The sequence below is a fragment of the Nocardioides secundeburneus genome, assembly GCF_039939255.1.
Classification (GTDB): domain Bacteria; phylum Actinomycetota; class Actinomycetes; order Propionibacteriales; family Nocardioidaceae; genus Nocardioides.
The window spans coordinates 454,615-473,878 of record NZ_JBDUUE010000005.1; the positions used below are offsets into that span (position 1 = coordinate 454,615).

Here is a 19,264-nt window from a genome sequence, read left to right on the forward strand (position 1 = left end):
GTGCCTATAAGGTGAGGCTCGCCTAACTAAGTCTCGGAAGGACGTGCCCGGTGAAGGCTCCCGCACCGCACCCGCTCTCGCACCTGTTCCACCCGCACCACGCGGCCGCCTACGTGTCCCTCATGCGCCGTGGGGTCGACCACCTCGCCGACGCGCTCGGGCGCACGCGACGTCGTCCGGCCACCGGCACGACGCCGGAGCAGGCCGCCAAGCCCGTCGTCGACGTCGACCTCGACCGGCCGCTGCTCGACGCCGACGCCGCGCTCGAGGAGATGAGCCGCCTCTACCTCGACGACGCCGTGTGGTTCCACGAGCCCACCTACGCCGCCCACCTCAACTGCCCGGTCGTCATCCCGGCGCTGCTCGCCGAGGTCTTCGTCAGTGGGGTCAACTCCAGCCTCGACACCTTCGACCAGAGCGTCGGCGGCACGTTCATCGAGCGGCACCTCATCGACTGGACGGCGGCCCGCATCGGCTTCGGCCCGGGAGCCGACGGCGTCTTCACCAGCGGCGGCACGCAGTCGAACCTGCAGGCGCTGCTGCTGGCCCGCGACCACGCCGTCGCCGCCGGCCACGACGTCGCGACACTGCGCGTCCTCACCTCGGTCGACGGGCACTTCAGCGTGCAGAAGGCCGCGCGGATGCTCGGCCTGGGCGACGCCGCCGTGGTCACGGTGCCGGTCGACGAGCGCCGCCGCATCGACGTCGCGGCCCTCGGCCCGGCGCTCGCGAGGCTCGACGCCGAGGGCCTGCACCCGATGGCCGTCGTCTGCACCGCCGGCACCACCGACTTCGGTGCCATCGACCCGCTGCTCCAGGTCGCCGGCCTGGCGCGCGCCCACGGCGCCTGGTTGCACGTCGACGCCGCCTACGGCGGCGGCCTGCTCGCCTCGACCACGCGCCGCGGCTGGCTCGCCGGCATCGAGTGTGCCGACTCCGTCACCATCGACTACCACAAGACCTGGTTCCAGCCGGTCAGCTCGAGCGCGCTCGTCGTCGCCGACGGCACCCACCTCGGCCACGTCACGTGGCACGCCGACTACCTCAACCCCCGGCCTCTCGAGGGAGACGTCGCGCACCCCAACCAGGTCGACAAGAGCATCCAGACCACCCGCCGCTTCGACGCCCTCAAGCTCTGGATGACCCTGCGGATCATGGGCCCCGACCAGGTCGGCGACTACGTCGACGCCGTCGTCGACCTCGCCGCCGCGGTCGGCGAGCACGTGCGTGACAGCGACCACCTCGAGCTCGCCGCCGACCCGCAGCTGAGCACGGTCGTCCTGCGCTACCGCCCGCGCGGGCTCTCCGTCGACAACGCCGACCGGCTCACGCCGCTCATCCGCTCGACGCTGTACGAGCGCGGCGCCGCCATGGTCGCCGCCACCAAGGTCGACGGCCACGCCTGGCTCAAGCTCACCCTGCTCAACCCCATGGCCACGGTCGCCGACATCGTCGGCATCCTCGACGAGGTCGAGGCGATCGGTGCCGGCCTGCTCGACGCCGAGGAGGGTGCCGCGTGAGCGTGCGCGTGCACGACGTCGTCGCCATCGGCGCCGGGCCGTTCAACCTCGGGCTCGCGTGCCTGGCCGACCCGGTCGACGACCTCGACCTCGTCGTCCTCGAGGCCCGCGACCGCCTCGCGTGGCACCCCGGCATGATGCTCGACGACGCCACGTTGCAGGTGCCCTTCCTCGCCGACCTCGTGACCATGGCCGACCCCACCTCGAGGTGGTCGTTCCTCAACTACCTCAAGGAGACGGGCCACCTCTACCCGTTCTACATCCGCGAGTCGTTCTACCCGCTGCGCCGCGAGTTCGACGACTACTGCCGGTGGGCGGCCGAGGGTGTTGGCTCGGTGCGCTTCGGACAACGTGTCGTCTCGATCGAGCACGACGGGTCGGCCTACGTCGTCACCACCGGCACCGGCGAGGTCTTCGTCGGACGACGTGTCGTGCTGGGCGTCGGCACGCAGCCACAGGTGCCCCCTCCCCTGCTCGACCTGCTCGACGACGGCGCGGTCGCGCACTCGGCCGACTACCTCCGCCGCAAGACCGACCTGCAGCGCGGCCGGTCGATCACCGTCGTCGGCAGCGGGCAGAGCGCGGCCGAGGTCTACCGCGACCTGCTCGCCGAGAGCCCCGGTCACGAGTACGAGTTGACCTGGCTCACGCGCAGCCCGCGGTTCTTCCCCATGGAGTACACGAAGCTGACGCTCGAGATGACGTCGCCGGAGTACACCGCCTACTTCCAAGGCCTGCCGGACGAGACGCGCGACGGCCTGCTGCGCGAGCAGCGCTCGCTCTACAAGGGCATCAGCGGCGACCTGGTCGACGAGATCTTCGACCTGCACTACCGGCTGCGGGTCACCGGGCACGGGCCGCGCACCACCCTCGTGACCAACACCGAGGTGACCGGCGCACGCCGCACCGAGGACGGCGTCCGCCTCGACCTGCACCACGTCGAGACCGACGAGCACTTCGGCATCACCACCGACGGGCTCGTGCTCGCCACCGGCTACTCCTCGCAGGTGCCGGCCTTCGTCGACGGCGTCCGCGACCGGCTCCGCCTCGACGACCGGGGCCGGTTCGTGGCGTCGTCCACCTACGCCGTCGACCTCACCGGGCAGGAGGTGTTCGTGCAGAACGCCGAGGAGCACACGCACGGCTTCGTCGCCCCCGACCTGGGCATGGGCGCCTACCGCAACTCGGTCATCATCGCGGCCCTGACCGGACGCGAGGTCTACCCGGTCGAGAAGCGCATCGCCGTGCAGACGTTCGGCGTCCCCGACCACCTGCGGACGACGTCGTGAGCGCCGACCACGCGGTCACGCTCGAGCCGCTCGACGTCACCGCGCACGCCCCGCGGCTGCACGCCTGGGTGACGCACCCGCGCTCGGTCTACTGGCAGATGCAGCACGCCTCGGTCGACGACGTCGCGACCGCCTACGACGCGATCACCGCGCACCCGCACCACGAGGCCTGGCTCGGCCGGGTCGACGGCGTGCCGGCGTTCCTCGCCGAGACCTACGACCCGCGCCTCGCACCCGAGGTCGGCCTCGACGACCTGCCCGACCTGGCCGACGGCGACCTCGGCATGCACGTGCTCGTCGCCCCGAGCGACCACCCCGTGCCCGGCTTCACCCGCCGCGTCTTCGCCGCGGTGCTCGACCACTGCTTCGCCGACGACGCCGTCCGCCGGGTCGTCGTCGAGCCCGACGTGCGCAACGAGCGCATCCAGGTCCTCAACGAGGAGGCGGGCTTCGTCGTCGCGAGGACCGTCGACCTGCCCGGCAAGCAGGCGGCGCTGTCGTTCTGCACCCGCGACGACTGGGAGGCCCGCCGATGACCCGCCCCGACCTGCCGACCGCCGACCACCTGACGCCCGAGTCCCTCGCCGCCGTCCAGCGCCACCTGGTGACCAAGGCGATCGGCGAGTACGCCCACGAGCGGCTGCTCGTGCCCGAGGAGACCGAGCACGGCTGGTGCCTCACCACGCCCGACGGCCGCACGCGCTACACCTTCGCCGCCGTGCGGCTGCCGCTCGAGCACTGGGCGATCGAGGCCGCGAGTCTCGCCCGCACGGTCGACGGCGAGCCGGCCGCGCTCGACGTCCAGCAGCTCGTCGTCGAGTTCGCGCCGCTGCTCGGCATCCCCGAGACGCTCGTGCCGGTCTACCTGGAGGAGCTCGCCGCGACGATCCAGTCGTCGGCGTGGAAGTGGTCGGCCCACCGCGTCGGGGTGGACGACCTGGTCGGTGCCGACTACCAGGAGGTCGAGGCCGCGATGACCGAGGGCCACCCGTCGTTCGTGGCCAACAACGGCCGCATCGGCTACGGCCTCGACGACTACCTCGCGTGCGCGCCCGAGACCGGCGCGCGGGTGCGGCTGGTGTGGCTCGCCGTCCGGCGGTCGCAGAGCCGGCTCTCCCTCGGGCGCGGTCTCACCGAGGAGTCGCTCTACGCCGGCGAGCTCGACGCACCGGTGCTCGACGCCTTCCGCGACCGCCTGCGCGACGTCGGGCTCGATCCCGACGACTACCGACTGCTGCCGCTGCACCCGTGGCAGTGGACGAACAAGGTGGCCATCACGTTCGCGCCCGACCTCGCGCGGCGCGACCTCGTGCTGCTCGGCGAGGGGCCCGACGACTACCAGGCGCAGCAGTCGATCCGCACGTTCTTCAATACCAGCAGGCCGGAGCGGCACTACGTGAAGACCGCGCTGTCGATCCAGAACATGGGCTTCCTGCGCGGCCTCTCCCCCGCCTACATGGGGCCGACGCCGGCGATCAACGACTACGTGCACGACGTCGTCGCCGGCGACCCGACGCTCGGCGGGTGCGGCTTCTCCGTGCTGCGCGAGTGCGCCGCGATCGGCTACACCGGCGACGTCTTCCACGCCCTCGCCGAGTCCGACGGCGTCCGCTCGCCACAGCAGAAGCTGCTCGCCGCGCTGTGGCGCGAGAGCCCGGTGCCGCGGCTGGGTGCCGGCGAGAGCCTGGTGACGATGGCCTCGCTGCTCCACCGCGACCGCGACGGCCGCTCGTTCGCCGCCGCGCTGGTGGCGGCGTCCGGGCGCGACGTCAGGTCGTGGCTTGCGTCGTACCTCGACGCCTACGTGCGCCCGGTCGTGCACTGCCTGCTCGCCCACGACCTCGCGTTCATGCCCCACGGCGAGAACCTCGTGCTCGTGCTGCGCGACCACGTGCCGGTGCGCGCGTTCATGAAGGACGTCGGCGAGGAGGTCGCCGTGATGGGCGACCAGCCGCTGCCACCCGACGTCGAGCGCATCCGGGTGAAGGTCTCCGACTCCCTCAAGGCGCTCGCGCTGCACACCGACGTCTTCGACGGCGTGCTGCGCCACCTCGCGGCGATCCTGCACGTCGACGGCCTGCTCGCGGCCGACGACTTCTGGGGCCTGGTGGCCGCCTGCCTGCACCGGCACGCCGCCGACCACCCGCACCTCGCCGACGCGGCGGCGTCCTACGACCTGTTCCGCGCCGAGTTCGACCACTCGTGCCTCAACCGTCTCCAGCTGCGCAACACGCTGCAGATGGTCGACCTCGCCGACCAGGCCGAGTCGCTGATGTACGCCGGCACGCTCGCCAACCCGGTCGCGGGGCGTTGACGCCGACCGTCATCCCACCGGCAGCTGCTGCCAGTCGTGCAGGTCACGGAGCAGCTGCCGGTCGTGCGTCGCGACGACGACCGCGGCCGCCGTGGCCTGCAGCGCCTCGGTGAGCTCGTCGACGAGCGCCGGCGAGAGGTGGTTCGTCGGCTCGTCGAGCAGCAGCACGTGGGGACGCTCGGCGAGCCGCAGGGCCAGCTCGAGGCGACGGCGCTGGCCCTCGGAGAGCCGGCCGACCGGCGTCCGGCGGGCGACGGCGTCGAGGAGACCGAGCGAGCGCAACGACACGTCCGACCGATGCCGGACAGCATGTCCGTCGAACAGGTCGGCCGCTGTGGCGTCACGGTCGAGCGTCGCGGACTCCTGCGCCACCAGGGCGGTGCGCGCCGACCGCGCGCGGTGGACGACGCCCGCGGTCGGCTCGAGCAGACCGGCCAGCAGGGCGAGCAGGGTCGACTTGCCGCTGCCGTTGGGGCCGACCACGACCAGCCGGTCGCCCGACGTCAGCTCGAGCGAGACCGGTGTGCCGAGACGTGGGGTCAGCGCGGCGTCCTGCGTGCGCAACAGCACCACGCCCGATCGCGTCGGCAGCTCGGGCACCGCGAGCCGCAACGGCGGCTCGGGCACCGTCACCCGGTGCGCCTCGAGCGCCTCCTGCCGCCGGTGCACGGCCTGCACGACGCCGGGCGCCCGCGACTGGCGGGCGTGCTTGTCGGTGCCCTTGTCGGGGCGCCACCCGGTCGAGAGCCGCGCCTGCGCCTCGGCCGCGGACTGGGCGAGCCGGGCGTGCTCGGCGACCTGGTGGTCGTGCTCCTGCTCCCACGCCGCACGTTCGCGGCGTCGTCCGTCGCGCCAGGCGTCGTAGCCGCCGCCGTAGCGGCGCGGCCGGCCGTCGCGGCTGGGGTCGAGGTCGAGCACGTCGTCCGCGACGTCGCGCAGCAGCGCCCGGTCGTGGGTCACGAGCACGACACCGCCGCGGTGCTCGCGGATGCGCTCGGCGAGGAACCGCAGGCCCTCGGCGTCGAGGTGGTTGGTCGGCTCGTCGAGCAGCAGCAGGTCGTGGTGCGCCCCGAGCAGGCACGCGAGCCGCACCCGGTAGCGCTGGCCGACCGAGAGGGTCGCGAGCGGTCGGGTCCGGTCGGTGCAGGCATCGAGGGCGGCGAGGGCCCGGTCGACGCGGCGGTCGGCGTCCCAGGCGTCGAGCCCCTCGGCGCGCCCGAGCGCGGCGGCGTAGGCGTCGTCGGCGCCGGGCGCGCCGTCGGCGATGGCCTCGACGGCGACGTCGAGCTCGGCCAACGCCTGGCGGGACGACGCGACGGCGGCCTCGACGAGGTCACCGACGGTCTCGCCGTCGGCGCTCGCGAGCTCCTGTTCGGCCACGCCGACACGACCCGCGCGACGGACGACGCCGGCGTCGGGCTCGAGGGTGCCGGCGAGCACCTGCAGCAGGGTGGACTTGCCGCGGCCGTTCTCGCCGACGACGGCGAGCCGGGTGCCGGCCGAGACGGCGACGTCGACGTGGTCGAGGACGGTGCGCCCGCTGCGGCGGACGACGAGGTCGGTGGCGGTCAGGTGACAGGTCGGGGTGGTGGTGTGCACGGTCGCTCCGCGGCTCGAGGGTGAGCCGGGCAGCACGACATGGCGGTGCCGCCCGGCGTTGGACGCTCCAGACGGCGGCGCTTCAGCTGGTGACTGGTGGCGCCGCCGTCAGGCGGCGGTCCAGGGGCGGGCGATCGGCATGCGACGACGGTATCGGGGCGCGACGCGGGCCCGCGACTGGTTAACGTCGCACCATGGACCCCGACCAGGACCCCGACCGGGACGCCGTCGTCGCGAGCCGGTTCTTCGGCCCCGACGGCCGCCTGACCACGATCCCCAGCAAACGCGCGAAGCAGCTGGTGGTGCTCGACCGGTTGTGCCAGGAGTTCGAGCTCGGCCGCACCTACCCCGAGGCCGAGGTCGTCGAGGTCCTCACCCGCTTCCACGACGACCACGCGGCGCTGCGGCGCTACCTGGTGGTCGAGGGCTTCATGACCCGCGAGGACGGCGTCTACTGGCGCTCGGGCGGGACCGTCGGCGATGTCTGAGCCCGCGACGGCGACGGTCGTCGGCGAGGACTGGTCTGCCGGGCACGGGAGACCGGCGCCGCGGCTCGACCGGCGATGAGTCCGCCCCGCTCCCCCGGTCCGAGACGCATGCGACCACCTGCAGTCAACGCCGCCGTGCGGGCCGAGCGCGCCGCGCTCGCCGACCTCGCCTCCGGCTTCACCGAGGAGCAGTGGGCGACGCCGTCGCTGTGTGAGGCGTGGACCGTGCGGCACGTGGTCGCCCACCTCACCACCACGACCCACACCCGCCCGACGAGCTTGATCGGACACGCTGTCCGCGCCCGCGGGAGCTTCGACCGCATGGAGGTGCAGGTCGCGCAGCGTCTCGTCGACCGGCACACCGACGCCGAGCTCGTGGCGCTGCTGCGCGAAAGCGCGACGTCCGACCGGCGCATCCCGCTCAGCGGGCCGATGGACCCGTTGATGGACGTCGTCGTGCACGCCCAGGACCTCGCGCGCCCGCTCGGCCTCACGCACCGGACGCCGGACGACGTCACGGCGGCCGTGCTCGACCACCTGGCCGGGAACAGGCTGATGGGCGGTCCGAGGCGCGTCCGCGGGTTGCGGCTCGTGGCCGCGTCGGGGTGGACGACCGGCGAGGGGCCCGTGGTTTCCGGGCCCGACGTCGACCTGCTCCTGGCCGTCGCCGGGCGCCCCGCCGGCCTGGCCGCCCTCGGCGGTGCCGGCCTGCCCACGCTCGCCGCGAGGCTCACGCCGGCCGGTTGAGGAACCACCGGTGGCCGAACGGGTCGGTGAACACCGCGACCCGCCCGGCGTGGGGGCTGTCCTCCGGCCCGCGCGTCATCGTCGTCCCGGCCGCGACCACGCGCGCCGCAACGGCGTCGACGTCGTCGACCGTCAGGTGCAGCGTCACGCAGGCGCCCCGGCCGGCGAGCGGCGCCGCCACGCCGGCCGCGTCGAACTCGTCGGACATCATCCACCGCGCGGCGCCGACGGCGAGCTCGCAGTGACCGACGCGGCCGTCGTCCATGACGATCGGCTCGACGGCCACCTCGGCGCCCAGGGCCGCCGCGTACCACTCGATCGCGGCACGGGCGTCGGAGACGCAGAGGTAGGGGGTCAGCTCGCTCATCGTCGCTCTCCTTCGTCGTGCTGCTCGTGGTGGTCGAGATCGGCCTGGAAGGACCACAGGTGGCCCTCCAGGTCTCGCAGGGAGTACTCCCGGACGCCGTAGGGCTGGTCGACCGGCTCGTGGTCGACCTCGGCGCCGGCCGCGACCGCGCGGCGGTGGTGGGCGTCGACGTCGTCGACCGCGACGGCGAGCGAGGCCGTCAGCCCGCCGCCGGTGGCGAGGGGCGAGAGCAGGCGGTGCTCGGGTGCCTCGCGGTGCAGCCAGACGACGCCGTCGCCGACGTGCACCTCGCCGTGCACCGCGCGCCCGGAGTCGTCGCGCGTCAGCTCGCCGGGGGCGAACCCGAGCACCTCCACGAGCCACGCGTGCGCGGCGGCGAGGTCGCGGTAGACCAGCAGCGTGATCCGGCGGGTCGGCGGCTGCTCCTCCCCCGCCGGTCCGGCCAGTCCGGCCAGCAGGTCGAGGAGCGCACTGTCCGCGACCCGTCCGCCCTCGAGCACCCGCTCCTCGACGGCGCGGACCCGCTCACGCTGGCGCGAGAGCTCGGCCAGGCGGGCGTCGAGGTCGCCGAGGTGCCGCCGCGTGAGGGTGGCCAGGTCGTCGGCGTCCGGGTCGATCGCGGCCAGCGGCTGCCCGAGCTCGCGGAGCAGCCGCACCCGGTAGAGCCGGTCGATGACGACGCTGTCGTAGCGGCGGCGTCCGGCGTCGTCGCGGGCGGGCGTGACCAGGCCGAGCTCCTCGTAGTAGCGCAGGGTGCGCTCGGTGAGGCCGGTGCGCCGGGCGACGTCGCCGATCGTGAGGTCGTGACCGCTCATGGGGGCGACGCTAGGACCTCACGTCGCGTCAGGGGCAAGACCTACGATGGAGTCATGACCGCCACGCTCGAGCCCATGGCCGCGAGCGAGGTCTACCTCCTCGGCCTCGAGCCCCGTCGTCGCGCCCGCTGGGGCCGGTTCGTCGCGGGCGCGCTCGACCTGTGGTGCGCCACGACCGGCGGGCGCTTCGAGCTGAGCGGCGCGGGTGTCGTCGTCGTCCGGCGGCGGCTCGACGGCGTCGCCGAGCTGCGCGTGCCGGTGGCCGGGCCCGACGACGCGTCGGTCCTGATGGGGCTGCTGCGCGACCAGCTGGACACGATGGCGCCCGACGAGTTCCGCGCCGCCTGGGCCATTGCCTGACGACCGCTGACGACCGGTGCCCCGGTTGGGCGCGGCCGATAGCGTCCACGTCATGACGGAGACGCTCGAGCCCGCGACCGCCGCAGAGATCTACGCCGCCACGATCGAGCCGCCCGAGCGGGGCACGCTGAAGAAGATCGCGGCCGGCGCCGCCGATCTCGTGACCGCCGCAGCCGGTGGCGGCCCGCTCGAGCTCTCGAGCGCGGGCGACGTCGTGGTCCGCCGCCTCGCCGACGGCGTCGAGGAGCTCCGCGTGCCGGGCGGCCCGGCCGAGGAGGCCGCCATCACGCTCGACCAGGTGCGCACCCAGCTCGACACCATGAGCCCCGAGGAGTTCCGCACCACCTGGAACGTCGGGGGCTGAGGCGCTGCCGGCCCGCTACCAGACGTCGCCCGTGCGCCAGTCGCACGCGACGGGGGCGTCGAGGTCGAGCCCGGTTCCCCCGAGGACGTAGATCCCGCCGTCGTCCTCGGGCGTCGGCTGCCGGCCCTCGGGCCCGAGCACCGACGACGGGCCGCGCCACGCCGTCCAGCCGCGGGCCTCGTAGAAGCCGGTCGCCCGCTCCGACGCGCTGAGCGCCAGGACGTCGTACGCCGGCGCGTGGGCCTCGACCTCGGACATCACCCGGGTCCCGAGCCCGGTGCCCCGGCGCGCCGGGTCGACGGCCACGGCCTCGACGTAGCCGCAGCGCAGCGAGCGGCCGGCGACGAGCAGCCGGCGCTGCACGAGTGCGGCGTGCGCGACCACGCGACCGGCCTCGACCACGACCGCATGGAGGCCGCCGAGCGCGTGGTCCCAGTCGTCGTCGCCGAAGTCGTCGAAGGCGGCGTCCATGAGGTCGCGGACCTGGGCGAGCGTGGCCGCCCCCAGTAGCGCCGTCGGCGTCACCACCGCGGGGGCCGCCGGTCGTGCCACGGCGCGGCCGACTCGACCTGGGCGGCGAGGGCGAGCAGGGCCTCCTCGCCCGCCGGGCGGCCGGCCAGCATGACGCCCACCGGCAGCGGCGTGGGGCCCGGCGTCCAGTGCAGTGGCAGCGAGATCGCCGGCAGTCCCGTGACGTTCCAGGCCGAGGTCCACGGCGTGAACGCCTTCTGGTTCTCGAAGTCACGGGCCGGGTCGGCGTCGTCGCGGATCGCGCCGACGGGCAGCGGCGGCTGCGCCAGCGTGGGCGTCAGGACGGCGTCGTAGGGGTCGAGCGCGACGATCGCCTGGGCCGCGAACCGGCGCATCGCACCGATGGCGGCGCCGAACTCGGGCCCGCTGACGGCGTGCCCGCGCTCGGAGAGCCACCGGGTCAGCGGACGCAGCAGGTGCCGGCGCTCGGGCGGCACCGGGCTCATCGCGGTGAGCACCGACCAGCAGGTCTCGAAGACGGGCACCGCCTCGGGCGGCAGCGGCACCGGCACGTCGACCACCTCGTGACCGAGGTCCTCGAGCAGGCGCGAGGCCCGCTCGTAGGCGAGGAGCACCTCGTCGTCGACCGGCGCGCCGGGACTGTCGGTGGTCGGTGGTGTGATGACCGGAGTGCTGAACCGGGCGATCCGAAGCCGCCCCGGATCCCGGTCGCACGCCGCGACCAACGACTCCGAAGGAGGCGGGGCCCACGACGGATCCCCGACCCGATGACCGGCCATGACCTCGAGCAGCGCCGCGGTGTCGCGCACCGTGCGCGCGATGGAGCCGGCAGTCGCCAGCCCTGCTGGATCCCCGTACAGGGGGAAGCCGCTGATCCGTCCTCGTGACGGCTTGAGCCCCACCAGGCCGCAGCACGACGCCGGGATCCGGATGGAGCCACCGCCGTCCGAGCCCTGCGCGAGCGGCACGAGCCCGGCCGCGGTCGCTGCCGCCGCACCGCCCGAGCTGCCACCGGCCATCCGGGTGCGGTCCCACGGCGTCACGGCCGCGGGGGCGCCCTCGGGCTCGGTGTAGCACGGTGAGCCGAGCTCGGGCGTGCTGGTCTTGCCGATCATCGGCAGGCCCGCCGCCTCGAGCGCGAGCACCACGCCGTCCGAGACCTCGGGCACGTGGTCGGCGAACGCCGCCGAGCCGAAGGTCGTGGGCACGCCCGCGGTGAGGTTGAGGTCCTTGACCGCCGTCGGCACGCCGTCGAGCGGGCCGGCGCGCCGTCCGTCGACGCGACGACGGTCGGCCGCGCGGGCCTGGTCGCGCGCCACCTCGGGCGTCAGACGCACGAACGCGCCGACGTCGTCGAGACGGTCGGCGCGCTCGAGGTAGTGCTCGGTGAGCTCGAGCGAGGAGATCTCGCCGCGGGCGAGGAGATCACCCTGCTCGAGCGCGGTCAGGTCGTGCAGCTCGGCCACCCGACGACCCTACGGCGTGCAGCCCGCGGGTCGCTGGCGGCCGACGGTGGGGTCAGGCCGCGGCGGGCTCGAACGCCACGAGCGCGCGCACGACGCCCTGGAAGCGCTCGAGCACCTCGGCGTCGGTCAGCGGGTCGACCTCGAGGATCGACTGCGACACGATGCCGCCGTCGATCGCGACGCCGCCGGCGATGCCGACCGAGCGGGCGGCGTCCTCGTGCGCCCACTTGCCGCCGTAGGGCGTGGGGGTGGTGCCGATGACGCCGACGGGCTTGCCGACGATGGCGCCGGTGCCGTAGGGGCGCGAGAGCCAGTCGATGGCGTTGTTCAGCACGGCCGGCATGGTGCCGTTGTACTCCGGGGTGACGAGCAGGACGGCGTCGGAGGCCGCGACGGCCTCGCGCAGGGCGGTGGCCGCCGCCGGGGTGGCGGTGGCGTCGAGGTTCTCCTCGTAGAACGGGATCGCGCCGAGGCCGTCGACGACGTGCAGCTCGACACCCTCGGGGGCGTTGGCGGCGAGCAGGTCGGCGACCTTGCGGTTGGTGGAGTCGGGTCGCAGGCTCCCGACGAGGACGGCGATCCGGGACACGGTGGCGGTAGTCATGCAGGCCCAAACGGACCATGGTCCGCTTCTATTCCCACCCCGACGACGTTTCTCCGGCGAGTAGGTTCTCCGCGTGACCACGCCGCGCCTGCTGCCGCTCGCCGGGGACGCCCCGGTCGAGCGGGCCGACGCGGCTCGCAACCGTGAGCTCCTGCTGCGCGCCGCGGCCGACCTGGTCGAGGCCTGCAGCGTCGAGAACGTCACGATGGACGCCGTGGCGCAGCGGGCCGGGGTCGGCAAGGGCACGGTGTTCCGTCGCTTCGAGAGCCGCGAGGGCCTGATGGCCGCGCTGCTCGACCACTCCGAGACCGCCTGGCAGGCCAGCGTGATCTCCGGTCCCCCGCCGCTCGGGCCCGGTGCGCCGCCGCGCGAGCGGCTCCACGCGTTCGGCCACTCCCGCATCGTCACCTCCTTGACCCATGCGGCCCTCATCCGGGCCGCGGGCGCGGCGGGCACGCGCGCCATCGGCCCGGTCTCGTTCGCGGCCATGCACGTGCGGTTCCTGCTGGGCCAGTGCGGCCTGCACGGCGACCTGGGCTACCTCGCCACGGCCCTGCTCGCACCGCTCGAGATCCCGATCCTCGAGCAGCAGCTGGGCCCCGAGGGCCGCTCGCTCTCCGAGGTCGAGGCCGGGTGGAGCGACCTGGTGCGGCGCATCGTCGGGGAGTAGGCCTCAGGCGCGGTCGTGCTGGCGCAGGCCGTAGGTGAGCCCGTCGAGCAGGGCCTCCCACGAGGCCTCGATGACGTTGTGACCGACGCCCACGGTGACCCAGGTCGACTCGCCGTCGGTGGTCTCGATGAGCACCCGGGTGATGGCATCGGTGCCGTGACCCTGGTCGAGGATGCGGACCTTGTAGTCGATGAGCTCGAACTTGGCGACCTCGGGGAACGCCTGGCCGATGGCGGTGCGCAGGGCCGAGTCGAGCGCGTTGACCGGGCCGTTTCCCTCGCCGGTGACGACGTAGCGCACGCCGGCCGCGGTGAGCTTGACCGTGGCCTCCGAGACGGCCTCGTCGGCCACCCCGCGGTGGGCGAGGGTCTCGGTGATCACGCGCCACGACTCGACGTCGACGTAGGCAGGCCGGTGACCCTCGACCTCCTCCACGAGCAGCAGCTCGAACGAGGCGTCGGCGGCCTCGAAGGTGTAGCCCCGCTGCTCCATCGCCTTGACCCGGTCGGTCACGCGGGTGACCAGGCCCCTCATCTCCGGCGAGTCGCCGGAGAGGTCGAAGCCGAGCTCGCGACCCTTCAGCTCGATCGAGGCGCGACCGGCCATGTCGGAGACGAGCAGGCGCATGTCGTTGCCGACGCCGACCGGGTCCATGTGCTGGTAGAGGTTCGGGTCGACCTTGATCGCGCTCGCGTGCAGGCCGGCCTTGTGCGCGAAGGCGGAGGTGCCGGTGTAGGGCTGACGCGAGGCGGGCGGGAAGTTGGTGACGTCGGCGACGGCGTGGGCGATCCGGGTGGCCTCGCGCAGCAGCCCCTCGGGCAGCAGCGTCATGCCGAGCTTGAGCTCGAGGTTGGCGACGGTGGTGATGAGGTCGGCGTTACCGGTGCGCTCGCCGTAGCCGTTCATGCAGCCCTGCACGTGCGTGGCCCCGGCCTCGACGGCGGCGAGGCTGTTGGCGACCGCGCACCCGGTGTCGTTGTGCGCGTGGATGCCGAGCCGGGCGCCCGTCTCGGCGAGCACCTCGGCGACGGTCTCGCCGACCCACGGCGGGAGCATGCCGCCGTTGGTGTCGCAGAGCGCGACGACGTCGGCACCGGCCTCGGCGGCGGTGCGCACGACCTCGAGGGCGTAGGCGCGGTCGAGGCGGTAGCCGTCGAAGAAGTGCTCGGCGTCGAGGAAGACCTGCTGGCCCTCGGCCCGCAGGTGGCTGACGGTGTCGCGGACCATCTCGAGGTTCTCCGCGAGCGTGGTGCGCAGCGCGAGCTCGACGTGGCGCACGTGCGACTTCGCGACCAGGGTGACGACGCCCGCACCGCTGTCGCGCAGCGCGGCGACCTGCGGGTCGTCGGCGGCGCGGACGCCGGCCTTGCGGGTCGCGCCGAACGCGGCCAGACGGGCGTGGCGCAGGTCGAGCTCCTCGGCGGCGCGGCGGAAGAACTCGGTGTCCTTGGGGTTGGCGCCGGGCCAGCCGCCCTCGATGTAGCCGACCCCGAGTCCGTCGATGAGCCGAGCGATCGTCAGCTTGTCGGCGACGGAGAGGTTGAGGCCCTCCTGCTGCGCGCCGTCGCGCATGGTGGTGTCGTAGACGTGGAACGCGCCGTGCAGGTCCATCGGGTCCGGCCTTCTCGTGGGATCTGGAGCTGGGTTCTGGGTGCGGAGCAACAAAAAAACCTCCCGTGGTGGACGAGAGGTTGGCGCACCGAGCGGGGCTCGGTGCGCTAGGCAATGATGATGCGGCGGTGAGGCACGCTCCCATCGTGCCGCACCCGGGTCTGCGGCGCGACCGGATCCACGATGTGGATGACGCGCGTCACCCCGCCGCGGTTTGAGCGGTCGCTCAAACCGGGCGTAGCCTGGGCGTCGTGACCGACACCCGTCAGCGCCTCATCGAGGCCACCGCCGAGGCGCTGCGCACCGACGGCATCGCCGGGGTCTCGGCCCGCACCGTCGCGGCCCGCGCCGAGGTCAACCAGGCGCTGGTGTTCTACCACTTCGGCACCATGTCCGAGCTGATCCAGGCCGCCACCCGCGCGGCCGTCGACGACAACGTCGCCTACTACCGCGAGCGGTTCGCGCAGATCGGCTCGTTGCGCGAGCTGCTCGAGGCCGGCCACGAGATCCACGACCGCGAGCGCGAGACCGGCAACATCGCGGTGATGGCCCAGCTGATGGCCGGCGCGCAGCAGGACCTCCTGCTCGCCGAGGCCGCCCGCTACGCCATGGCCCGCTGGTGCGAGCAGATCGAGGTCGTCGTCCGGCGCCTCATGGCCGACGGCCCGCTCGCCGAGGTCGTCGACCCGGCGGGTCTCGCCCAGATGATCTCGGCGGTCTTCATCGGCCTCGAGCTCTACGACGGCGTCGACCCGCTCGGCTCGCGCGCGGCCATCGCCGCGGTCGAGAAGCTGGTCGTGCTCGTCGACGTCGTCGACGACCTCGGGCCGGTGGCCAGCCGCGCGCTCCGCTCGAAGGTCCGCAGGGCCTCCGCCTCCGGCTGACCCACCAGCCGCCCGGTCGTGGTCAGGCCCGGCCCCCGGACGGCGAGACGAGTCCGTGGTCGAAGGCGAACACGACAGCGGCGGCCCGGTCGCGCAGGCCGAGCTTGGCGAACACGTGGCCCACGTGGGTCTTCACCGTGCCCTCCCCCAGCACGAGCTCGGCGGCGATCTCGCCGTTGCTGAGTCCGGCGCCGATGAGCACCAGCACCTCGCGCTCGCGCGTCGTCAGGACGTCGAGGGCGGTCGAGGGCGCACCGGTCGCCGGTGCGCCGGACCGGAAGGCGGTGAGCACGCGGCGCGTGACGGCGGGGTCGAGCCACGAGCCGCCGGCCGCGACCTGCCGGACGGCGCGCTGGAGGTCCTCGGCCGGCACGCCCTTGAGCAGGAAGCCGTCGGCGCCGGCCCGCAGGGCGCCGGCGAGCACCTCCTCGTCCTCGAACGTCGTCAGCACCAGGACCGGTGGTGCGTCGTCGAGGGCCCCCAGGCGTCGGGTGGCCTCGACGCCGTCGATGCCCGGCATGCGCACGTCCATGACGACGACGTCGGGCCGCAGCTCGGTCACGGCGGCGACGACGCCGGCACCGTCGCCGAGCTCGCCGACGACGTCGAAGCCGTGCGAGGCGCGCAGGATGCCGCGCAGCCCGGCCCGGATGAGGTCCTGGTCGTCGACGAGGAGCACCCGCACCGGCGCGCCGCCGGGACCGCCCGGGCCGCCGGGTCCGCCGGCCGTCACGACGGCAGCACCGCCTCGACCCGCCAGCCGCCCTCGCGGGGCCCGGCCGCGAGCGTGCCCCCAAGCGCCTCGGCCCGCTGCCGCATCCCGAGCACCCCGCTCCCCTCGCGCGCCCCCGGGGCGGCCGCCCCGGTGCTGTCGACCCGCACGACGGTGCGGCCCGGGCCCACCTCGAGGGCGGCGGACGTCGCGGAGCCGGGCGCGTGCTTGGCGGCGTTGGTGAGGGCTTCCTGCAGGATGCGGTACACGGTGAGTCCTTCGGCGGCGGTCAGGGTCGTGGGGTCGCCGGTGACGGCGAGGTCGACGGCGGTGCCGGCCCGCTCGAACGAGGCCACGAGGTCGGGCACCTGGGCGGCGCCGGGCAGCGGGGCGTGGGCCGCGTCGGCGGCGTCCTTCATCAGCCCGACGACGGCGCGCACCTCGGCCAGGCTCTGCTGGGCGAGGCGCTCGGCCTCGGCGAGGGAGGCGGCGGCCTCGGCCGGGTCGTCGTCGAGGGCGAGGCGGGCGCTGGTGACGTGCAGCACCGAGACGGTGAGCGCGTGGCCGATGACGTCGTGGAGCTCGTGCGCGATCCGGTTGCGCTCCTCCGCGGCGGCCCGGACGGCGAGGCCGGCCTGGGCCTCCTGCAGCGCGGCGAGCAGCTCGCGCTGGCGGCGCGCCATCAGGCACGCGGCCGCACTGAAGACGGTGCCCGCCGTCCACGGGCCCCAGCCGGGCTCGCCGGGCTCGGCGACGAACTCGGCCGCGAAGCCGGCCGCGGCCAGCGCCGTCAGCACGACGGTCGGCCACAGCCCGGTCACGAACGCCGACCACGCGACGACGACGCACAGGGTGAACCAGCCGAGGTTGGCCGCGACGCCCGACGACAGCAGCCATGCGCACCCGGCGATCACGGCCAGGCCAGCGACGGCGACCGGCCCTGTGCTGCGCCGGACGGCGAGCACGACGGCGATCACCACCCCAACCACGAGTGCTGCGACGGCGACGCCGGTCGGGCGCTGGGTCGACCCCAGGCCGGCCAGCAGGCACAACGAGACCGCGACGGGTGCGGCGATGATCGCTGCCCGGTCGATGCTCATGGCGCCATCCTCACAGCCCGGCGGCGTGGCGTCGTCGCACCTGGGGCAGAGACCGGCTGCCTGTGGGCGGAGTCGGTCTAGGGCGTCGAGAACGGGGCGTCGGACGCCGGCAGCCACCGCGGCCCCTGCGCCTCGACGTAGGCGCCGGTGAACAGCGACAGCGCCAGCAGCACGCCGACCGCGACCAGCCACCACCCGAGGCGGTCGGCGACCGGGTCGACGAGACGGCCGAGGGGCCCCCGGAGGCGGCTGCCGCCGGGGCCCCACCACAGCGAGATCGCCCCGACCAGGCCGGTGACGAAGAGCCCGAGGCCCACCGGGGCGGCGACGGCGTAGCAGACCAGGGCGGCGGCGATGCCGAGCCCACCCGCCCAGGCGAGGAGGCCGCCGGCGCCGGGGATCGCCTGCACGAGGTGCCACGGGGCGTGCACGAGCAGCTGCGGGGTGTCGTACCACCGCCGGCCGCGGCGGGCCTGGCGCAGCCCGGCCGAGGTGGCGGCGAGTGAGCCGGCGCGCAGCAGCCACACCGCGAGGCAGATCACGGCCAGGGCCACCCAGGGGGCGACGGCGCACAGCGCGCCCGTGAGCAGGGCCCCGGCGCCGACGACGACGAGCCGGCGCACCCGGACGCCGACCGGCACCGGAGCCGGGCCAGGGACGGCGTACGGGTAGGGCTGCTGCAGGTACGGCGGCTGGTGCGGGGCCACCGGGTGCTGCGGGGCCGGTGGGTACGTCGGGTGACGCAGCACCGGAGGCGGCGGGTCGGCGCGCTCGACGAGCGTCGGCGCGACGGGATCGTGGACGCGCGCAACGACGGGCGCGTCGACGGCGGCCGGGATGACGAGCGTCGACGCCTCGTGGTCGGGCGCCACGGGTCCGACAGGCGTGACGGGCGGCGGGTCGTCGTCGGTGGGCGGGTCACCGTGGGCCAGCGCCGCGAGCGCGAGCGGTGCGTCGAACGGGTCGGGCGCCGGGACCGCCGGGCCGGCCTCGGTGGGCGGGGCCACGAGCACCGGGCCGGGCCGGGTGGTCTGCGGACGCAGCCAGGCCAGCACGGCCTCGAGGCTCGGACGACGCTCGGGCTCGGGGTCGAGGGCCGCGGCGACGACGTCGTGCAGGGCGCCCGGCAGGCCGGTGAGGTCGTGCTGGCCGCGGCGGGCGCGGTCCATGATCGCCATGGCCGGACCGCGCCCGAAGGGCGGGTTGCCGGTGCCGGCGAAGGCGACGGTGGCCGCCCAGGAGTGCAGGTCGGACGCCGCGGTGGCGTTCTCGCCGTAGAGGATCTCGGGCGCGAGGTAGCCGGGCGTGCCGAGCAGCCAGCCGGTGTGGGTCAGGCGCGGGTCGTCGGCCACGCGGGCGAGGCCGAAGTCGATGAGGATCGGCGTGCGGCCCTCCATGAGCACGTTGGAGGGCTTGATGTCGCGGTGCAGGACGTCGGCGGCGTGCACCGACGCGACGCCCTCGGCGAGGCAGGCGGCGAACCAGGTCAGGTCGGAGCCGGTGACCGGGCCCTCGTGCTGCACGTGGTCGTGCAGCGACAGGCCGGGCACGTAGCGGGTGGCGACGTAGGGCACGGGAGCCCACGGGTCGGCGTCGAGGATCTCGGCGACCCACCTGCTCCGGATGCGCCACAGCGACCCGACCTCGCGGGCGAGGCGCTGGCGGGCCTCGTCGTCGCCGACGATGTGCGGGCGGAGCACCTTGAGCGCCACGCGGTCGCCGGTCTCGTCGCGCCGGGCGAGGTGGACGACGCCCATGCCGCCCTCGCCGATCTTGGTCAGCAGCGTGTAGGGCCCGACCCGGACCGGCGTGCGCGGCGCGGTGGGCCCGTCCCACTGCGGCCGGGTCGTCACGCGCCGAGG

At 74.5% G+C, this 19,264-nt stretch carries 20 protein-coding genes; 10 read left to right on the top strand and 10 right to left on the bottom strand.

Annotated features, from left to right (window positions below; genetic code table 11):
• Nucleotides 1-50 precede the first annotated feature (50 nt).
• The 4 genes from ABFT23_RS15915 to ABFT23_RS15930 are packed head-to-tail and all read left to right on the top strand — an operon-like array spanning nucleotide 51 to nucleotide 5,123.
• A complete protein-coding gene (locus ABFT23_RS15915) occupies nucleotides 51-1,520 on the top strand; it encodes a pyridoxal phosphate-dependent decarboxylase family protein (RefSeq protein WP_347896869.1) in 1,470 nt (489 codons plus the stop codon).
• Entirely contained in the window at nucleotides 1,517-2,809 is a 1,293-nt protein-coding gene (locus ABFT23_RS15920) for a lysine N(6)-hydroxylase/L-ornithine N(5)-oxygenase family protein (RefSeq protein ID WP_347896871.1), read from the top strand. The genes ABFT23_RS15915 and ABFT23_RS15920 overlap by 4 nt, the downstream gene beginning before the upstream one ends.
• Nucleotides 2,806-3,345 (top strand): GNAT family N-acetyltransferase, encoded by a 540-nt coding sequence (locus ABFT23_RS15925; protein ID WP_347896873.1) that lies wholly within the window; start codon nucleotides 2,806-2,808, stop codon nucleotides 3,343-3,345. Before ABFT23_RS15920 ends, ABFT23_RS15925 begins: the two co-directional genes overlap by 4 nt.
• Nucleotides 3,342-5,123, top strand: coding sequence for an IucA/IucC family protein (locus tag ABFT23_RS15930; RefSeq protein ID WP_347896875.1), 1,782 nt, complete (start codon nucleotides 3,342-3,344; stop codon nucleotides 5,121-5,123). Before ABFT23_RS15925 ends, ABFT23_RS15930 begins: the two co-directional genes overlap by 4 nt.
• A 9-nt stretch (nucleotides 5,124-5,132) precedes the next feature.
• Here ABFT23_RS15930 and ABFT23_RS15935 read toward each other — a convergent pair whose 3' ends face one another.
• Complete coding sequence (locus ABFT23_RS15935; RefSeq protein WP_347896877.1) at nucleotides 5,133-6,722, bottom strand: ATP-binding cassette domain-containing protein; 1,590 nt, start codon at nucleotides 6,720-6,722, stop codon at nucleotides 5,133-5,135.
• Nucleotides 6,723-6,916: 194 nt separating this feature from the next.
• On the opposite strand from ABFT23_RS15935, the gene ABFT23_RS15940 reads away from it, so the two are divergent.
• Nucleotides 6,917-7,210 (top strand): DUF2087 domain-containing protein, encoded by a 294-nt coding sequence (locus tag ABFT23_RS15940; protein WP_347896878.1) that lies wholly within the window; start codon nucleotides 6,917-6,919, stop codon nucleotides 7,208-7,210.
• Between the two features lie 108 nt (nucleotides 7,211-7,318).
• The gene (locus ABFT23_RS15945; RefSeq protein ID WP_347896880.1) at nucleotides 7,319-7,957 is read left to right on the top strand and encodes a maleylpyruvate isomerase family mycothiol-dependent enzyme; all 639 of its coding nucleotides are present in this window, start codon (nucleotides 7,319-7,321) and stop codon (nucleotides 7,955-7,957) included.
• Here the strand turns inward: ABFT23_RS15945 and ABFT23_RS15950 are convergent.
• Both ABFT23_RS15950 and ABFT23_RS15955 read right to left on the bottom strand, forming a co-directional pair.
• Nucleotides 7,941-8,324, bottom strand: a complete 384-nt coding sequence (locus ABFT23_RS15950; RefSeq protein ID WP_347896881.1) for a VOC family protein — start codon at nucleotides 8,322-8,324, stop codon at nucleotides 7,941-7,943. The two genes, ABFT23_RS15945 and ABFT23_RS15950, sit on opposite strands and share 17 nt — an antisense overlap.
• Entirely contained in the window at nucleotides 8,321-9,139 is an 819-nt protein-coding gene (locus ABFT23_RS15955; protein ID WP_347896883.1) for a MerR family transcriptional regulator, read from the bottom strand. Before ABFT23_RS15955 ends, ABFT23_RS15950 begins: the two co-directional genes overlap by 4 nt.
• Nucleotides 9,140-9,193: 54 nt before the next feature.
• Here ABFT23_RS15955 and ABFT23_RS15960 point away from each other — a divergent pair, with 54 nt between their 5' ends.
• Nucleotides 9,194-9,499 carry a hypothetical protein gene (locus ABFT23_RS15960; RefSeq protein ID WP_347896885.1) on the top strand — a complete coding sequence of 102 codons (306 nt, stop codon included), beginning with the start codon at nucleotides 9,194-9,196 and terminating at the stop codon, nucleotides 9,497-9,499.
• Nucleotides 9,500-9,551: 52 nt separating this feature from the next.
• Complete coding sequence (locus ABFT23_RS15965) at nucleotides 9,552-9,863, top strand: hypothetical protein (protein ID WP_347896886.1); 312 nt, start codon at nucleotides 9,552-9,554, stop codon at nucleotides 9,861-9,863.
• Between the two features lie 15 nt (nucleotides 9,864-9,878).
• On the opposite strand, the gene ABFT23_RS15970 is transcribed toward ABFT23_RS15965, so the two are convergent.
• The 3 genes from ABFT23_RS15970 to ABFT23_RS15980 are packed head-to-tail and all read right to left on the bottom strand — an operon-like array spanning nucleotide 9,879 to nucleotide 12,425.
• A complete protein-coding gene (locus ABFT23_RS15970; RefSeq protein WP_347896888.1) occupies nucleotides 9,879-10,415 on the bottom strand; it encodes a GNAT family N-acetyltransferase in 537 nt (178 codons plus the stop codon).
• Complete coding sequence (locus tag ABFT23_RS15975) at nucleotides 10,385-11,821, bottom strand: amidase (RefSeq protein WP_347896890.1); 1,437 nt, start codon at nucleotides 11,819-11,821, stop codon at nucleotides 10,385-10,387. Before ABFT23_RS15975 ends, ABFT23_RS15970 begins: the two co-directional genes overlap by 31 nt.
• Before the next feature lie 52 nt (nucleotides 11,822-11,873).
• Complete coding sequence (locus ABFT23_RS15980; RefSeq protein ID WP_347896892.1) at nucleotides 11,874-12,425, bottom strand: NADPH-dependent FMN reductase; 552 nt, start codon at nucleotides 12,423-12,425, stop codon at nucleotides 11,874-11,876.
• A gap of 73 nt (nucleotides 12,426-12,498) precedes the next feature.
• On the opposite strand from ABFT23_RS15980, the gene ABFT23_RS15985 reads away from it, so the two are divergent.
• On the top strand, nucleotides 12,499-13,095 hold the full coding sequence (locus ABFT23_RS15985) for a TetR/AcrR family transcriptional regulator (RefSeq protein ID WP_347896893.1): 597 nt from the start codon (nucleotides 12,499-12,501) through the stop codon (nucleotides 13,093-13,095).
• Between the two features lie 3 nt (nucleotides 13,096-13,098).
• Here ABFT23_RS15985 and cimA read toward each other — a convergent pair whose 3' ends face one another.
• Entirely contained in the window at nucleotides 13,099-14,706 is a 1,608-nt protein-coding gene (cimA, locus tag ABFT23_RS15990; RefSeq protein ID WP_347896895.1) for a citramalate synthase, read from the bottom strand.
• Between the two features lie 251 nt (nucleotides 14,707-14,957).
• On the opposite strand from cimA, the gene ABFT23_RS15995 reads away from it, so the two are divergent.
• Nucleotides 14,958-15,590, top strand: coding sequence for a TetR/AcrR family transcriptional regulator (locus tag ABFT23_RS15995; protein ID WP_347896897.1), 633 nt, complete (start codon nucleotides 14,958-14,960; stop codon nucleotides 15,588-15,590).
• Nucleotides 15,591-15,612: 22 nt separating this feature from the next.
• Here ABFT23_RS15995 and ABFT23_RS16000 read toward each other — a convergent pair whose 3' ends face one another.
• From ABFT23_RS16000 to ABFT23_RS16010, 3 genes are all read right to left on the bottom strand, one after another.
• A complete protein-coding gene (locus ABFT23_RS16000; protein ID WP_347896900.1) occupies nucleotides 15,613-16,323 on the bottom strand; it encodes a response regulator transcription factor in 711 nt (236 codons plus the stop codon).
• The gene (locus tag ABFT23_RS16005; RefSeq protein WP_347896901.1) at nucleotides 16,320-17,402 is read right to left on the bottom strand and encodes a sensor histidine kinase; all 1,083 of its coding nucleotides are present in this window, start codon (nucleotides 17,400-17,402) and stop codon (nucleotides 16,320-16,322) included. Before ABFT23_RS16005 ends, ABFT23_RS16000 begins: the two co-directional genes overlap by 4 nt.
• A 77-nt stretch (nucleotides 17,403-17,479) precedes the next feature.
• Complete coding sequence (locus ABFT23_RS16010; RefSeq protein ID WP_347896903.1) at nucleotides 17,480-19,255, bottom strand: serine/threonine-protein kinase; 1,776 nt, start codon at nucleotides 19,253-19,255, stop codon at nucleotides 17,480-17,482.
• Between the last annotated feature and the right edge of the window lie 9 nt (nucleotides 19,256-19,264).

What these genes read in the sequence shown, in the direction of transcription:
- ABFT23_RS15930 (WP_347896875.1), top strand. Translation starts at nt 3,342, where the DNA reads ATGACCCGCCCCGACCTGCCGACCGCCGACCACCTGACGCCCGAGTCC.
- ABFT23_RS15940 (WP_347896878.1), top strand. Translation starts at nt 6,917, where the DNA reads ATGGACCCCGACCAGGACCCCGACCGGGACGCCGTCGTCGCGAGCCGG.
- ABFT23_RS15945 (WP_347896880.1), top strand. Translation starts at nt 7,319, where the DNA reads ATGCGACCACCTGCAGTCAACGCCGCCGTGCGGGCCGAGCGCGCCGCG.
- ABFT23_RS15950 (WP_347896881.1), bottom strand. Translation starts at nt 8,324, where the DNA reads ATGAGCGAGCTGACCCCCTACCTCTGCGTCTCCGACGCCCGTGCCGCG.
- ABFT23_RS15955 (WP_347896883.1), bottom strand. Translation starts at nt 9,139, where the DNA reads ATGAGCGGTCACGACCTCACGATCGGCGACGTCGCCCGGCGCACCGGC.
- ABFT23_RS15960 (WP_347896885.1), top strand. Translation starts at nt 9,194, where the DNA reads ATGACCGCCACGCTCGAGCCCATGGCCGCGAGCGAGGTCTACCTCCTC.
- ABFT23_RS15965 (WP_347896886.1), top strand. Translation starts at nt 9,552, where the DNA reads ATGACGGAGACGCTCGAGCCCGCGACCGCCGCAGAGATCTACGCCGCC.
- ABFT23_RS15980 (WP_347896892.1), bottom strand. Translation starts at nt 12,425, where the DNA reads ATGACTACCGCCACCGTGTCCCGGATCGCCGTCCTCGTCGGGAGCCTG.
- cimA (WP_347896895.1), bottom strand. Translation starts at nt 14,706, where the DNA reads ATGGACCTGCACGGCGCGTTCCACGTCTACGACACCACCATGCGCGAC.
- ABFT23_RS16005 (WP_347896901.1), bottom strand. Translation starts at nt 17,402, where the DNA reads ATGAGCATCGACCGGGCAGCGATCATCGCCGCACCCGTCGCGGTCTCG.